Source organism: Mycobacterium paragordonae (genome assembly GCF_003614435.1).
In the GTDB taxonomy this organism is placed as follows: Bacteria; Actinomycetota; Actinomycetes; order Mycobacteriales; family Mycobacteriaceae; genus Mycobacterium; species Mycobacterium paragordonae.
Genome location: NZ_CP025546.1, coordinates 5,294,190 through 5,308,230, shown reverse-complemented (window position 1 = coordinate 5,308,230; position 14,041 = coordinate 5,294,190). Strand labels below are relative to the sequence as shown.

The following is a 14,041-nucleotide window of genomic DNA, read 5'->3' as shown; positions in this document are numbered from 1 at the left end:
AGCGCGATGTCCACGATCAGACGCCGACGTCGACGCCGCGTTGAGCACAGACGCCGAACACTTCCTCGAAGATCGAGCCGGGCACGGTGAACGGTTCGGTCGCCGACACCTCCGACAGATGCGCGGCTATGTCCTCGGCACTGGGCGCGCCAGCGCCATCGCCGTCGCCATCGCCATCTGCAAGCCAGCCCGCCCCCAGCCCGACGAACACCCGCGCGAAACGCCCCGCGCACGCGGAGAAGTTCTGATGGCTCAGCTCACAACCGCGACTGGCCAGGAAGACCACCATCGGCACCACCAACTCGGGCTTGATCAGCTCCAGGAAGCCGATCTCCTCCAAAGCTTTGGGATCTCCGACGGTTTCGGTCACCATGCGCGAAAAACCGAACGGCAGAACGGTATTGCTGAGAATTCCATGTGCGGCGCCCTCGATGGCGATGACATTCGACAACCCGACCAATCCTGCTTTGGCCGCGGCATAGTGGGCTTCCAGCGGCTGGCCGAACATGCCGCCCGAGGAGGAGACGAAGACGAACCGGCCGTATCCCTGCGTCTTCATCACCCGGTAGGCGGGTTGGCTCAGATAGAACCCGCCGTCCAGGTGCACCCCGAGCATGCTGCGCCAGTGGGCGGCGGACAATTCGTCGAACGGGATGCTGTTGAAGATTCCGGCGTTGCTCACCACCGCGTCGAGTCGGCCGAAGTTATCGACGGCCGCGGCGACGATCGCCGCACCGCCTTCCGGGGTGTCCACCGACTCGTGCGACGCCACCGCCCTGCCCCCGGCAACTTCGATTTCGGCGACGACCCGGTCAGCGACGGTGGTGTCGGCGCCTTCACCGTGCATGGTGCCACCCAGATCGTTGACGATGACGGCGGCGCCGCGCCGGGCCAAGTCCAGCGCGTAGAGCCGGCCGAGTCCACGTCCGGCGCCGGTGACGATTGCGACCTGATCGGTGAAGTCGACGGTGTCGGTCATCGCTTTCCCTTCTTGGCAAGGTGCGCACCGACTTCGGTGAGATAGCAGTCCGAGCTGCCGAGGAAGGCGCTCCAGCTCAGCAAGCGCTTGAGATAGAGGTGGGCGTCGTGCTCCCAGGTGTAGCCGATGCCGCCGAATACTTGGATCGCGGTGTCGCCGACCGTCGCCAGGCGTCCCGCGAAAGCCTTGGCGCGCAGGGCCGCAAGATGCCGTTCCTGCGGTGAGTTCTCCGCTGCCCAGAGCGCGTGGATCACCCCGCTGCGGGCCAGCTCCACCGTCTCGAACATGTCGACGCACAGATGTTGAATCGCCTGGAACGATCCGATGGGCGCTCCGAATTGGGTTCGGGTCTTGGCATATTCGATGGCCGTGTGCATGACGGCGCTGGCGGCGCCCAGCGCGTCGGCGGCCGCGGCGATCAGTAGATCGTCGGTGACAGCCTGGAGATCGTCGGCGGACAACGTGCCCAGTCGCTGCGCGCTCGCATTGTCGAGCTCGACCCGAAACTGCTTGCGGGTCGGGTCGATACCGCGCTCGGGGGTCACCGAGACGCCGGCCGCGGCGGACTCCACCGCGAAAAGCTCCGTGCCGTCCCAGACCAGCAGCACGTCGGCAGCCTCCGCATCGGGCACGGCCAGGGGTGGCGAGCAGACGCAAAAGCCCCCGTTGCGTGTCGAAACGAGGGACTTTTGGGACTGCTCGCCCAGGCCGGCGACCGCGACTTTGCTGGTGCCGTCGGCGATCCCGGCGAGAATGCCGGCCGCCGGCTGCCCGCCCACCCGGGTGAGCGCGCGGGCGCCCGCCACCGCCGTGGACAACCACGGTCCGGGATGCAGGGCGGCGCCGAGCTCCTCGGCGACGATGCCGGCCTCGACCATCGTCATGCCCGCGCCGCCGAATTCGGCCGGCACCAGCACACCGGTTGCACCCAGCTCCGCCAGGCTTCGCCACACCGCTTCGGTGGTGCCGGTCGGATCGTCGAGCATCGGACGCACGTGGCCCGAAATGGATGCCCGCTCAACAAGGAAGCGCCGCAACGTATCCCGCAGCGCGACCTGTTCGTCGTCCAGTTCGAGGTTCATTTGCGCGGCAGTCCCAGCACCCGCTGAGCGGTGATGTTCTTGGTGATCTGGGTGGTGCCGCCGGCGATGGTCAGTGACCGCGAGGTCAACCGGTAGTCGCTCCACCGGCCGTGCACACCACCGGTGCCCAGCACGTCGAACGCCAAAGCGGCAAGCTCCTGGCCGATCTCGCCCCACACCGTCTTGGCCAGGCTGGCCGACCCGAATGCGGTGATGTCCGGACCGCCGTGCAGCGTGGCGGAAATCGACCGCTGGCAGAGCACTTCGAGATACTTGATGCGGACCGCGATCTCGCCCAGACGCCGCAAGATCACCGGATCAGTAAGGGCGTCCCCGGCTTGCGCCAGGTCGGCTACCAGTTCGTCCAGTCGCAGTTCCAATTCCGCGTACAGGCGTGCCGCCCCGGCTCGTTCGTGACTCAGCGTCGTGGTGGCCACCTGCCATCCGCCATCGAGCGGGCCTAGCAGTGCGTCGGCCGGCACCCGCACGTCGTGGAAGAACACCTCGGCGAAATCGGTGTCACCGTTCAGGGTTACGAGCGGACGAGCCTCGATGCCGGGCAGCGACATGTCGACGATGAGGCAGGAGATGCCCTTGTGTTTCGGCGCGTCGGGGTCGGTGCGGACGTACAACTGACACCACTTCGCCTTGTGGCCCAGGGAAGTCCAGATCTTCTGACCGTTGACGACGAAGTCCTCGCCGTCGCGCACCGCTCTGGTGCGCAGGGCGGCCAGATCCGATCCAGCCTCGGGTTCCGACATGCCCTGGCACCAGATGTCGTCGGCGCGCATCATCCGGCGCAGCAGTGTCGTCTTCTGAGATTCGGTGCCGTACTGCATGATCGCGGGTGCGATGTTGTTCATGCCGATGACGTTGAGTGGCAACGGTGCCCGGGCCCGTGTCGTCTCCTCGGTGTAGACGAGTTGTTCGAGCACGGTTGCGCCACGGCCGCCGTATTCGACGGGCCAGGAGACCGCCGCCCAGCCGGCGTCGGCCATCGTCGCATTCCAGGCGCGCAGCTTGTCGAACGCCGCTTCGTCGCGCCCGGAGGGCCGCCGGGCGGCGATCAATTCTTCGGTCAGGTTGGCCGACAACCAGGCACGCAGCTCAGCACGGAACCGCTCGACCTCGGCCGGGTATGAGAAGTCCACGTTTGCGTTCGAACCCCGTCTGCGCGTGATTGACTTGCAGCCAAGGCGAACTCTACGTTGGAACAGATATTTGGTCAATCGGGATCACGAGGGTGGCCGGTCGTTCGGAGGTGTGTGCGTGGACGACCCTTCCCAAGACGCTCAGGCCGACATGCTGCAGGCCCTGGGCATGTTGGCGTCGGCATTGGCCGGCAAAGCCGTTGCAGTGGCCCGGTCGCAACCTGGCGAACCTGCCTGGACGGACGGCCAGACGATCCATGTCGACGGGTCCCTCGGAGCGCGCGCCCGGCTCGAGGCGGTCGCGGTGCAGGCCTCGTTGATCGCCGCCGGCAGCCTGGCGCCGAATGTGCTGAAGCCCCTGGTCCGGCATCGCGGTCTGGCCAGGCGCTATCTGGCGATCGAGGGTCACCGCGCGTTGGTCGCCAACGCCGGTCTACTCCCGCGCGTTCTGGTGGCGCTGGGTGATCGCGAGATCGCGGCCCGCAGCGACTCGCCGCTGCAGTCGCTGAGCATCGCCGAGGGGCGGGCGGCGGTAGCCGAGCCGGCGGCGGCCTTCGGCGTGATCCGCCCGTCGAGGGTGCTGGCTACCCACGCCCGGGCCGCCGCACAGACGGATACGTCGGCCCCGCAACACGTTCCGCGAAGTGAGAGCGCGCGGGAGTTGGAAGAGCTCGATGACGGCGAAACGGACGACTCCGACGACCCCGATCTGTTCAGCAGCCCGGTGGGCGGCGGTGGCTTCATCGGCAAGTTGCTGAAGAAGATGCTCTCGTCGGCACGCAAGACCGGCAGTGGTGGCGGACCCCCGGGCTCGGACAGCCCGACGCACCGAACGAACTCGGGCAAACGGGGAATCCACGCCGTGTCGTCGCTCGCCGCGACCTCGAGCGAGGAGATCGACGACCGGTCCGCGCACGGCGACGGCGTGCGCTACCCGGAATGGGACGTCACCCGCAGGCGCTACCGTCCCGCGTGGTGCACCGTACGAGAGGTCGAGCCGAAGATCAACGCGACGGCAACCCAGGCAATCCCAGAGATCGAATCTGCTATCGGAGTGCGACGTCCCTTGTCCCGGCTGGGTATGGGGCTACACCGCCGCCACCGCCAGTCTCAGGGTGACGACATCGATATCGACGCCGCCGTCGAAGCGCGCGTGGAGGCGCTGGCCGGCGCTGTGCCCGCCGAAGCGGTGTACCTCGACAGCCTGCGCCGCCGACGTGATCTGTCGGTGTTGCTGTTGCTCGATGTGTCGGGATCGGCCGCCGAGCCGGGAACAGTGGGGCGGACCGTGCACGAGCAACAGCGCGCGGCCGTCGCCAATCTCACTGTCGCGCTTCATGATCTGGGTGACCGGGTAGCTCTCTACGCATATTATTCGCAGGGTAGGGGAGCGGTGAGCATGATCCCCGTCAAGCGCTTCGACGATCACCTCGACGCCCGGGTCGTCAGGCGGCTGAACAGTCTGGAACCGGGCGCGTACTCGCGCCTCGGTGCCGCCATCCGCCACGGCTCGACGGTCCTGGAATCGCGCGGCGGTACCTCGCGGCGGCTGTTGGTGGTGCTTTCGGACGGGCTCGCCTACGACCACGGATATGAACGGCCCTACGGTGCCGCTGATGCCCGCCGGGCCCTGACCGAAGCCCGCCGCCGGGGCACCGGCTGCGTGTGCCTGACGATCGGCGCCGGAACCGATGTGCTGTCCCTGCGCCGCGTTTTCGGCACCACCGCGCACGCGATGATCGAGCGCCCGGATCAACTCGCCGGTGTGATCGGCCCGCTGTTCCGGTCCGCCCTGCGCTCAGCGGAGGTGCGCCGAAAGCCTTCTGCCGCATCGTCAGTGTTGAAAACAAACATCTGGTCCGGTTAGTCTTCGGGCAACCGCAGAAGGGAAGTCATGGCCCAGGAGTCCGCTCTCGTTCACAACGTCGACATCGGGGTCCGTCCCGATGCGGAGCGGGCGCGCCCCTACTATCAGGCGGTCGGCAACGAGGAGGTCGTCTTCAAGGCCGCCTATCGACAGAACCTGACCATCCTGCTCAAAGGGCCGACGGGTTGCGGCAAGACGCGCTTCGTCGAGGCGATGGCTCATGACCTCGGCCGGCCGCTGATCACCGTCGCGTGTCACGACGACCTCACCACCGCCGACCTGGTGGGTCGCTATCTGTTGCAGGGCGGCGAGACGGTCTGGGTGGACGGTCCGCTCACCAGAGCCGTGCGTGAGGGCGCGATCTGTTACCTGGACGAGGTGGTGGAAGCTCGCCAGGACACCACCGTGGTGCTGCATCCGCTCGCTGACCACCGGCGCCAGCTGCCCATCGAGCGCCTCGGCGTGACGCTGGACGCGGCCCCTGGATTTGGACTGGTGGTGTCCTACAATCCCGGCTACCAGAGCGTCCTCAAGGACCTGAAGGATTCGACCCGTCAGCGCATGGTTGCCCTCGAATTCGGTTTCCCCGCAGCCGATATCGAACGGGGGATCGTCGCACACGAGGCGGGGGTGGATGACGCGACGGCGGCCGAGCTGGTGCGCTTCGGTCAGGCCATCCGACGTTTGGAAACCGGAGGACTGCGTGAGGTCGCCTCGACCCGGGTGCTGATCGCCGCGGGCCGGCTCATCGCCGAGGGGCTGAGCATGTCGGAGGCGGCGCGGGCCGCGATCGCCGGGCCACTGACCGATGACGTAGCGGTGGGTAGGGCCTTGGGCGAAATGATCGAGGTCTATCTGGGTCAGGGCGCCGGATGATTGACGGTGCAAATGTCCCCGACTAGGGTGTGAACAAATATTAGGTTTTACGGCGGCGCCGTTGGATCAGCCCGGGGAGGTCACATGTCCTACGAGAGCACCGCAGAGCCGATCAAGGTCGGCTACCTGATGGACTTCAAGCTCCCGCCGGGCTTTCCGGAGGACCTTTTCGCTTCGTTCACCCAGACTTTCGACCTCATCTTCGAAGAGGCCCTCGCCCAAGGGCTGATGGACCGTCCGGTGCAGATGATCTATCGCGAAGTGGAGGGTCTGCCCAAAGGCTCGGTCAAGGCCGTGATCGACGCCTATGGAGAACTCGTCGACGAGGGCTGCCTGGTGGTCTTCGGTCCCAACATCACCGACAACTGCGTGCCCCTGCGGGAGGCGATCGAGGAGCGGTTCAAGGTTCCGGCGATCAGTGTGACGGGTACCGACGACTGGTTGGGGGAGTGGACATTTGCTTTCCCGCAGGGCTCGATGACCGATGAGCCGATCTTCCTGGCCGACCTCATCGCCAAACGAGGTCTCAGCGAAATCGGGGTGCTGGTAGAGCAGAGCCTGATCGGCGAGAGCTACCTGAAGAATCTGCGAAGTGCCTGTCGGCGCAAAGGCATTCGCATCGTGGCGGAGGTTTCGATCGCCCAGACAGCCCAGGATATCAACGCTGCGGCGCAGACTTTGTACGAGGCGAAGTCCGAGGCGATCGTGCACCTGGGATTCGGGTTCGGGATCGTGTTCATCAACCCGGCACTCGAGTCACTCGGCTGGGACCCGCCCCGTTTCACCACCACCGCCTGGCAGAACGCCTGGGTCAACCCGATCATGTGGAGCGCCTTCATGGGCTGGACCGGTGTCGACCAGTACGACGAATCAAACCGGGTCGGTCAGGACTTTCTCGACGCCTACGCGGCGAAGTACAACGGCAGCCGGCCCGAGTTCTGCGTGACCGTGGTGAATCGCGACGTAGCCGCCACCTTGGTGCGGGCCTTCACCGACGCCCATCCACTCAGCCCCCGGGGGGTCAAAGAGGCGTTGGAGCGGGTGAAGATGCTGCCCGCCGCGTCCGGCGCACCCGGTACGCGCGTGTCGTTCGGCAAGTGGACGCGCCGCGCCTGGATGGGTGCCGGGTATCTGGTCGCGCGGACGCTCGACGCTGACGGGGTCAACTCGCACTTGGTCGATCGCTTCGGAGAGTGAGTTCGGAAAGTGGGGACGTGGCGATGAGCACTGAGCAATCCATACCGGTTGCCGCCGAGCAACAATCGGCGAGCCCACGGCGGGCCACGAAGCGAGGCTGGGGCGGCTGGATCGCCGGTGCAGCGCTGGCGGCGTTCGCGTTGTTCTTCATCGCGAACTGCCGCACCGCCCTTGACCCCCGGGTGGCCAATCCCAATGTGCAGGGCCGGCCGCGTCCTGTCGAGTTCACGTTCGGCTTGGACTACATCACGTTTCTGGACAGCGCCACCGCGGTGGCCCTGGTCGTGCTGCTGATTGTCTTCATCAGGGGCTGGCGGCGGAATCCGGGCAGTCCGGCGATGCTGATGTTCCTGTGCACGACGTTGATCGTCTGGCAAGACCCGATCATGAACTGGTCACCGTTCGCGGTCTACAACCCCGATCTCATCCACTGGCCCGAGTCCTGGCCGTTGGTGTCCCTGTCGCCGACCGTGGAACCGTTCGTGGTGTTCGGCTACGTGATGTTCTATTTCGGCCCTTACTTTCCGGCGGTATGGATCCTGCGCAAACTGCAGGCCAGAGGTGGGCCAACGCATTTCGTGTCGAAGCATCCGCTGGTCAGCCTGGGCCTGATCACGTGTGTGATCGGCTTCGTCATGGACGCGTTCCTGGAGAACACGCTGATCCACTGGGGCATGTACATCTATTCGCAGGTGATCCCGTGGGGATCGGTGTTCACCGGAACCACCTTCCAGTTCCCACTCATCTGGGAGTCGTTCTCGGTGACGTTCGTGATGGTGCCTGCGGCGATCCTCTGTTATCGGGACGACACCGGCAAATCGGTGGCGGAGAAGCTGGCCGCCAAAGCGAAGGTCTTCCCGAGCCGACCGGTGCTGGGCACGTTCCTGGTGATGTTCGCCATCATCAACGTGTCGTATTTCGCCTACGGGGCCTGGTTCTGGGCCATCAAGGTGAGCCACGCGGCGACCTCGGTGGCCTGCCCGTGGCCGTTCCCCGAGGCCAAAGTTTATGATCCACAAGGGTTTTACGAGCAGGCGGGGGCGCCAGGGCCGCATTCGGTCGGCATCTGGTCGACCTGGGCGAGCGGGGAGCCCAACGGGCGCCCGCACGTCGAGCCGCCTCCGCCGGGTCAAGGTGCTTGCGCCGACAAGAATCAACAGCCGGGCAAGAATGGCTGAGCCCCGCACCGTCGTCATCACCGGTGCATCGCGCGGGCTGGGTTTCGCTTCGGCAGTGCGCCTGTACCGCGAGGGGTGGCGGGTGGTCGCGGCCATGCGCGACCCGGACCGCGCACTCCCGTTGCTACAGCAGGCAACCGGCGCGGCCCAAGACGTGGACCGGCTGGACCGGTTAGTCCCGGTGCAGCTGGACCTCACCGACCCCGCGTCGATCACGGCCGCTGCCAAGGCCATCGAAGAGACCGTCGGGACACCCTACGCATTGGTGCACAACGCCGGCATCTCGGCGGCCGGAGTGGTCGAAGAGACCGATAGGGCGTTGTGGCAGAAGATGTTCGCCACCAGCGTCCTCGGCCCCGTCCTGCTGACCCAGGCGCTGCTGCCGTCGATGCGGGCAGCCGGCGAGGGTCGCATCGTGCTGGTATCCAGCGCTGCCGGGGTTCGGGGCCAACCGGCCACCGCGCCGTACTCGGCGGCGAAGGGGGCCCTTGAGCGCTGGGGCGAGTCGATGGCATGCGAGATCGCTCCATTCGGTCTCGGTGTCACGGTGTTGGTGGCCGGCACCTACGACACGGAGATCATCACCGACGCCGGCACCACCGACAACCGCGATCTCGGCGGACCGTACGCCCGCGTGCACCAGACCATGAACACCCGAGGCCGGTTAGCGATGAAACTGGCCAGACCACCCGAACGGTTCACCGACGGGCTGCTCAAGGCGCTCGGCGACACCAGGCCGTTCCGTCGCCGCGGGGTAGGCCCGGACGCCTCAATGTTGTTGGCGCTGAACAGGGTTCTGCCCGCCGCGGGCATGCACCAGGTCTCCCGGATCGTGCTGGGCATACCGAAGCAGGGTTCGATGCGGGACGGGGCATATCCGTTGACGGCCGCGCAGCGGGCGATGGTATTCACCGCGCGCGTGGTGCCGCAGCCGGTGCTGCAGCGGGTGGCGTCGTTGGTGGCGAAGCGTAACCAGGGGAGTGAAAGGCAGTAATGGAACAACTATTCGACGATCTGGAAGATTTCGGCGCCTTCGATGACGCCATCTCCGGTGACGTGCGCGACCCGTACACCGAGTTGGCGCGGCTGCGCCGCGAGGAACCCGTGCAGCGCCTGGAAACCTCCGGGGCGCTGCCGCACGAGGAGTCGCTGCCGATGTTCATCGTGTATCGCCACGAGGACGTCCAGCAGATGTTGCGCGACAACAAGACGTTCTCCTCGGCGGCCGTCATCGCCGCATTCGGCCCGGTGCTCGGCGAAGGCGTGATGCTCGGGATGGACGAGCCGGTGCACGGCCGGCTGCGGTCACTGGTGTCAAAAGCCTTCTCGCAGAAGTCATTGGCACGGTGGCAGGACGAACTGGTGGCGCGGGTGGCGAACAGCCTGATCGACAACTTCGCGTCCAACGGCAGAGCCGACCTGGTGAAGGAGTTCACCTTCGACTACCCGAGCCAGATCATCGCCGGCCTGTTGGGCCTGCCCGAGCAGGACTACCCCCAGTTCCAGCGGTGGTCGATCTCGCTGCTGAGTTGGTTGATGAACCCGGAACGTGGGCTCGCGGCCGCAGCGGCGTTGTGCGAATACTTCGCACCCATCCTCGAAGCCCGGCGCGCCGAACCGAAAGACGATCTGATCAGCGCCCTGGCCGCGGCCGAGATCGACGGACAAAAGCTCGCGGACGAGGAGATCTTCTCGTTCCTGCGGCTGCTGCTACCCGCCGGAGTGGAGACGACCTACCGGTCGTTGGGCAACCTGCTGCTGGCACTGCTGTCGGATCCCGCACAGCTGGACGCGATCCGGGCGGACCGGTCGCTGCTGCCGCAGGCGATCGAAGAGGGTGTGCGCTGGGAGCCGCCATTGCTGACCATCACCCGGGTGGCCACCCGCGACACCGAGCTCGGCGGGGTGGCGATCCCGGCCGGCGCCACCGTGATGCCGATGCTGGGTTCGGCGAACCGGCAGGAAGATCGGTATCCGAATCCGGACACGTTCGACATCCACCGGCAGGCGCGGGCGCACCTGGGCTGGGGACACGGCGTCCACGTCTGCCTGGGCATGCATCTGGCCCGGCTGGAGATGCGGACCGCGATCAACCTGCTGCTCGACCGCCTGCCGAACCTGCGGCTGGATCCCGACGCCGACGACCCGCATATCCGCGGGCAGGTCTTTCGGTCGCCGACGTCGGTGCCGGTGCTGTTCGATCCGCAGTAAACCAACCGGGTGCTTTCCGGTAAGCCTCACCGTAGAGTTACTGTCTAGCGGGTGGCCGTTTACGTCCCGGCGCTCTCACCAGCGCCTTGTCAAAAGAGAGCTGAACAAATATGGCTGACACTGTAAAGGTCCGGTTCGAGCCGAAGATGATGATCGACGGCAAGCTCGTCGACGGCCAGGCCGGCACGTTCACCAATATCAATCCGGCCACCGAGGAGTCCCTCGGTGAAGTCGCCGACGCCTCCAAGGAAGACATGCACCGGGCCATCGACGCCGCCCGGCGCGCCTTCGACGAGACCGACTGGTCGACCAACCGCGAGTTGCGCAAGCGCTGTCTGCTGCAGCTGCACGACGCGATCGAGGAGGAGAAGGAGGAGCTGCGCGAGGAGCTCATCCTCGAGGTCGGGTCGCCGCGCGCGATCACCTTCGGCCCGCAGCTGGACGCCCCGCTCCAAGACGGGCTGAAGTACCCGGCCCGGCTCATCGACGACTACCCGTGGGAAACCGATCTCGGCGACCGGGTGATCAGCCTCACCGGCGCCAACACCTCCATCAGGCAATGGCGGGAGCCGGTGGGTGTGGTCGGCGCCATCGTCCCGTGGAACTTCCCGTTCGAGGTGACTGTCAACAAGCTCGGCCAGGCACTGGGCACCGGCAATACCGTCGTGCTCAAGCCGGCGCCCAATACCCCGTTCAACGCCACCCGGCTGGGCCGGATGATCGCCGAGAAGACCGACATTCCCGCCGGCGTGGTCAACGTCGTCACGGCGTCCGATCACTTTGTCGGAGAAGAGCTTACGCTGTCGCCCAAGGTCGACCTGATCTCATTCACCGGCTCGACGGTGGTGGGCAAACGGATCATGGAAAAAGGCGCGGCCACGATGAAGCGGCTGTTCCTCGAGCTGGGCGGCAAGTCGGCCACCATCGTTCTCGAAGACGCCGACTTCGGACTGGCCTGCGCCATCGGCATCGCCCCGTGCATGCACGCCGGTCAGGGCTGTGCCAACCCCACCCGGATGCTGCTGCCGCGGTCGCGCTACGACGAAGGTGTCGCGATCCTCAAGAGCATCTACGAGAACGTCACCTGCGGTGACCCCCAGGACCCCGGAACCCTGTGCGGCCCGGTGATTTCGGAGCGGCAACGCGACCGCGTCATGGGCTACATCCGCAAGGGCGTCGAAGAAGGCGCCACCGCGCTGGTCGGCGGGCCGGACGCGCCCACCGGCTTCGACAAGGGATTCTTCGTCCGCCCAACACTTTTCGTCGACGTCGACAACTCCATGACCATCGCGCAGGAGGAGATCTTCGGCCCGGTGCTCTCGGTCATTCCGTTCGACGACGAGGAGGACGCGATCCGCATTGCCAACGACAGCGTCTACGGCCTGGCCGGCAACGTGATGTCGGGTTCGCTGGAGCACTCGCTGGCGGTGGCGCGCCGGATCAAGGCCGGCTTCATCGGCGTCAACGGCGGTGCCCCGTACGGCGCCGACGTACCGTTCGGCGGCTACAAGCAGAGCGGCGTCGGACGGCAGAACGGCATCGCCGGGTTCGACCAGTACACCGAGATCAAGTCGGTGGGCTACCCGGTCGGATAAATTTTCGGGCCGGGTGTCCTGATCGGGCCCTGCGCAATCGTCCTCTTGGTGAGATCGGGAAAGACCCGGATCATGATCGGTACAGGAGGAATCTCAATGAAGTTGTCAAGCCGCCGCAGTGTTAGGCGCGGTGGGTTGATAGGGCCGATGGTCGCGCAGCATGGCCCAGAGGACGTTGAGGCGTCGGCGGGCCAAGGCGAGGACGGCTTGGGTATGGGTTTTGCCTTCGGATCTTTTGCGGTCGTAGTAGTTGCGCGAGGGTGTATCGGTGCGGATGGCGATCTGGGCGGACAGATAGCAGGCGCGCAGCAGGCGACGGTCGTAGCGGCGGGGGCGTTTGCGGTTGCCGCTGATGCGCCCGGAATCGCGCGGTACTGGTGCCAGCCCGGACACGCCGGCCAGGCGGTCGACGGAGTCGAAGGCGCTCAATTCGCCTCCGGTGGCGGCGAGGAATTCGGCGCCGAGCACGACGCCGAAGCCGGGCATGCTCACGATGATCTCGGCGTGGCGGTGGCGGCGAAATCGGTCCTCGATCATCGTCTCAGTCGCGCCAATCTCGGTGTCGAGGGCCATCACCTCCTTGGCCAGCCGGGCGATCATGGTGGCGGCGAGGTTTTGACCAGGCACGATGCTGTGCTGGGCGTTGGCGGCCTCGATGGCTTTGGCTGCGACGGCAGAGGCGTTGCGCGCCTTGCGTTTAGCAAGCCAGGCCGTCAGCCGGGCAGGGCCTGCGCGGCGCAGCCCGTCGGGGGTCTGGTAGCCGGTCAGCAGGATCAGTGCGGCCTTGCTGGTGCTGTAGTCAAAGGCGCGCTCCAAAACGGGGAAGTATTCCAGCAGCTGGGCTCGCAGCCGGTTGATCGCCCGGGTTCGATCGGCGACCAGATCGGTGCGCCGGCTGGAAAGGATGCGCAGCTCGACGGCGATGTCATCGCCGGGCCGCAGCGGCTGCAGATCACGGCGCATCCGGGCTTGGTCGGCGATGACGGCGGCGTCTTTGGCGTCGGTTTTGCCGTCGCCGCGATAGCCGGCCGAGGCGTGGTAGACGGTGCGGCCGGGAATGTAGAGCAACCGCTGCTCGGAGGCGATGAGCAAGGTAATCAGCAACGCGGCGCCGCCGGCGTTGAGGTCGATCGCCCACGTAATGTCACCGCCGTCGGCCAGCGCCGTCACGGCTCCAATCAGATCCAGCAGCGCCGTTTCGTCGTTAACGACGCGTTGCGACAGCAGCTGAATCCCTTCGACGTTTATGACCACGCAATGGTGGTCGGATTTACCGGCGTCAACACCGGCCCAGACTTGTTGTCTCACAGCCACCTCCGTGATCGTTGTCATCGCTACCAACCCAGCAGACGACCACGCCGACGTGTCCTTACACAGCGATCAAATCGCATCTCTCAATTAGCGGTCGAGTCGTTGCGGGACGACGGGCGGCCAATCCTCCTCGGCCATCAAATACAGCAACCACATGCAAGCCATACCCGACGTCCCTGGGCAATTCGAAGCCTAGAGCTAAGGGCAACGACCACCCTTCAAGAAAGGTAAGGACACCATGCCGCAATACGCCGCACTCACCTACACCAGGGACGTCGACTGGTCGGCCCCTGAACAAGCCGGTGACATGGCCGAATACATGAAATTCGGCCAAGATCACGGTGCCGCGATCCGCGGCGGCGCCGCGCTCTATCCCACCGGCACCGCGACCACCGTGCGGGTCAGCGGCGCCCGCGGCGGCGACGTCGTCACCAGCGACGGCCCCTACGCCGAGACCAAGGAGGCCCTGACCGGGTTCTACCTGATCGAGGCCGCCGACCTGGACGAAGCGCTGCGCATCGCGGCCGAGATCCCGGCGGCCTGGGACGGCGCCGTCGAAGTGCGTCCCGTCATCGAATTCGGCGGTTAGTCATC

The 14,041-nt window shown here is 66.1% G+C and carries 12 protein-coding genes; 8 read left to right on the top strand and 4 right to left on the bottom strand.

The features are described from left to right. Window positions 1-16 precede the first annotated feature (16 nt). The 3 genes from C0J29_RS23715 to C0J29_RS23705 are packed head-to-tail and all read right to left on the bottom strand — an operon-like array spanning window position 17 to window position 3,212. Window positions 17-979: an SDR family NAD(P)-dependent oxidoreductase gene (locus tag C0J29_RS23715; protein WP_120793733.1), complete on the bottom strand. Its 963-nt coding sequence runs from the start codon at window positions 977-979 to the stop codon at window positions 17-19. Then, the gene (locus tag C0J29_RS23710; RefSeq protein WP_120793732.1) at window positions 976-2,061 is read right to left on the bottom strand and encodes an acyl-CoA dehydrogenase family protein; all 1,086 of its coding nucleotides are present in this window, start codon (window positions 2,059-2,061) and stop codon (window positions 976-978) included. The genes C0J29_RS23715 and C0J29_RS23710 overlap by 4 nt, the downstream gene beginning before the upstream one ends. Then, window positions 2,058-3,212 carry an acyl-CoA dehydrogenase family protein gene (locus tag C0J29_RS23705; protein ID WP_120793731.1) on the bottom strand — a complete coding sequence of 385 codons (1,155 nt, stop codon included), beginning with the start codon at window positions 3,210-3,212 and terminating at the stop codon, window positions 2,058-2,060. The genes C0J29_RS23710 and C0J29_RS23705 overlap by 4 nt, the downstream gene beginning before the upstream one ends. A gap of 169 nt (window positions 3,213-3,381) precedes the next feature. On the opposite strand from C0J29_RS23705, the gene C0J29_RS23700 reads away from it, so the two are divergent. The 7 genes from C0J29_RS23700 to C0J29_RS23670 all read left to right on the top strand — a co-directional run bounded on the left by C0J29_RS23700 (window position 3,382) and on the right by C0J29_RS23670 (window position 12,136). Beyond that, entirely contained in the window at window positions 3,382-5,079 is a 1,698-nt protein-coding gene (locus C0J29_RS23700) for a nitric oxide reductase activation protein NorD (protein ID WP_120794933.1), read from the top strand. A gap of 27 nt (window positions 5,080-5,106) precedes the next feature. Beyond that, on the top strand, window positions 5,107-5,955 hold the full coding sequence (locus tag C0J29_RS23695) for a CbbQ/NirQ/NorQ/GpvN family protein (protein ID WP_242460529.1): 849 nt from the start codon (window positions 5,107-5,109) through the stop codon (window positions 5,953-5,955). Window positions 5,956-6,039: 84 nt separating this feature from the next. Then, window positions 6,040-7,152: an ABC transporter substrate-binding protein gene (locus C0J29_RS23690; RefSeq protein ID WP_120793730.1), complete on the top strand. Its 1,113-nt coding sequence runs from the start codon at window positions 6,040-6,042 to the stop codon at window positions 7,150-7,152. 23 nt (window positions 7,153-7,175) lie between these two features. Next, entirely contained in the window at window positions 7,176-8,330 is a 1,155-nt protein-coding gene (locus C0J29_RS23685) for a spirocyclase AveC family protein (protein WP_120793729.1), read from the top strand. Beyond that, a complete protein-coding gene (locus C0J29_RS23680) occupies window positions 8,323-9,324 on the top strand; it encodes an SDR family oxidoreductase (protein WP_120793728.1) in 1,002 nt (333 codons plus the stop codon). Before C0J29_RS23685 ends, C0J29_RS23680 begins: the two co-directional genes overlap by 8 nt. Next, entirely contained in the window at window positions 9,324-10,541 is a 1,218-nt protein-coding gene (locus C0J29_RS23675; protein ID WP_120793727.1) for a cytochrome P450, read from the top strand. Before C0J29_RS23680 ends, C0J29_RS23675 begins: the two co-directional genes overlap by 1 nt. Window positions 10,542-10,651: 110 nt before the next feature. After that, complete coding sequence (locus tag C0J29_RS23670; RefSeq protein WP_120793726.1) at window positions 10,652-12,136, top strand: aldehyde dehydrogenase family protein; 1,485 nt, start codon at window positions 10,652-10,654, stop codon at window positions 12,134-12,136. Window positions 12,137-12,241: 105 nt separating this feature from the next. On the opposite strand, the gene C0J29_RS23665 is transcribed toward C0J29_RS23670, so the two are convergent. Next, window positions 12,242-13,444, bottom strand: a complete 1,203-nt coding sequence (locus tag C0J29_RS23665; RefSeq protein WP_208659329.1) for an IS110 family RNA-guided transposase — start codon at window positions 13,442-13,444, stop codon at window positions 12,242-12,244. A gap of 241 nt (window positions 13,445-13,685) precedes the next feature. Between C0J29_RS23665 and C0J29_RS23660 the strand changes: the two genes are divergently transcribed. Continuing rightward, on the top strand, window positions 13,686-14,036 hold the full coding sequence (locus tag C0J29_RS23660; protein ID WP_055579814.1) for a YciI family protein: 351 nt from the start codon (window positions 13,686-13,688) through the stop codon (window positions 14,034-14,036). The last annotated feature ends 5 nt before the right edge of the window (window positions 14,037-14,041 follow it).

Bases quoted from the DNA above. Each gene is read 5' to 3' on its own strand.
- C0J29_RS23715 (WP_120793733.1), bottom strand. From the start codon at position 979: ATGACCGACACCGTCGACTTCACCGATCAGGTCGCAATCGTCACCGGC.
- C0J29_RS23710 (WP_120793732.1), bottom strand. From the start codon at position 2,061: ATGAACCTCGAACTGGACGACGAACAGGTCGCGCTGCGGGATACGTTG.
- C0J29_RS23700 (WP_120794933.1), top strand. From the start codon at position 3,382: ATGTTGGCGTCGGCATTGGCCGGCAAAGCCGTTGCAGTGGCCCGGTCG.
- C0J29_RS23695 (WP_242460529.1), top strand. From the start codon at position 5,107: ATGGCCCAGGAGTCCGCTCTCGTTCACAACGTCGACATCGGGGTCCGT.
- C0J29_RS23690 (WP_120793730.1), top strand. From the start codon at position 6,040: ATGTCCTACGAGAGCACCGCAGAGCCGATCAAGGTCGGCTACCTGATG.
- C0J29_RS23685 (WP_120793729.1), top strand. From the start codon at position 7,176: ATGAGCACTGAGCAATCCATACCGGTTGCCGCCGAGCAACAATCGGCG.
- C0J29_RS23680 (WP_120793728.1), top strand. From the start codon at position 8,323: ATGGCTGAGCCCCGCACCGTCGTCATCACCGGTGCATCGCGCGGGCTG.
- C0J29_RS23675 (WP_120793727.1), top strand. From the start codon at position 9,324: ATGGAACAACTATTCGACGATCTGGAAGATTTCGGCGCCTTCGATGAC.
- C0J29_RS23670 (WP_120793726.1), top strand. From the start codon at position 10,652: ATGGCTGACACTGTAAAGGTCCGGTTCGAGCCGAAGATGATGATCGAC.
- C0J29_RS23660 (WP_055579814.1), top strand. From the start codon at position 13,686: ATGCCGCAATACGCCGCACTCACCTACACCAGGGACGTCGACTGGTCG.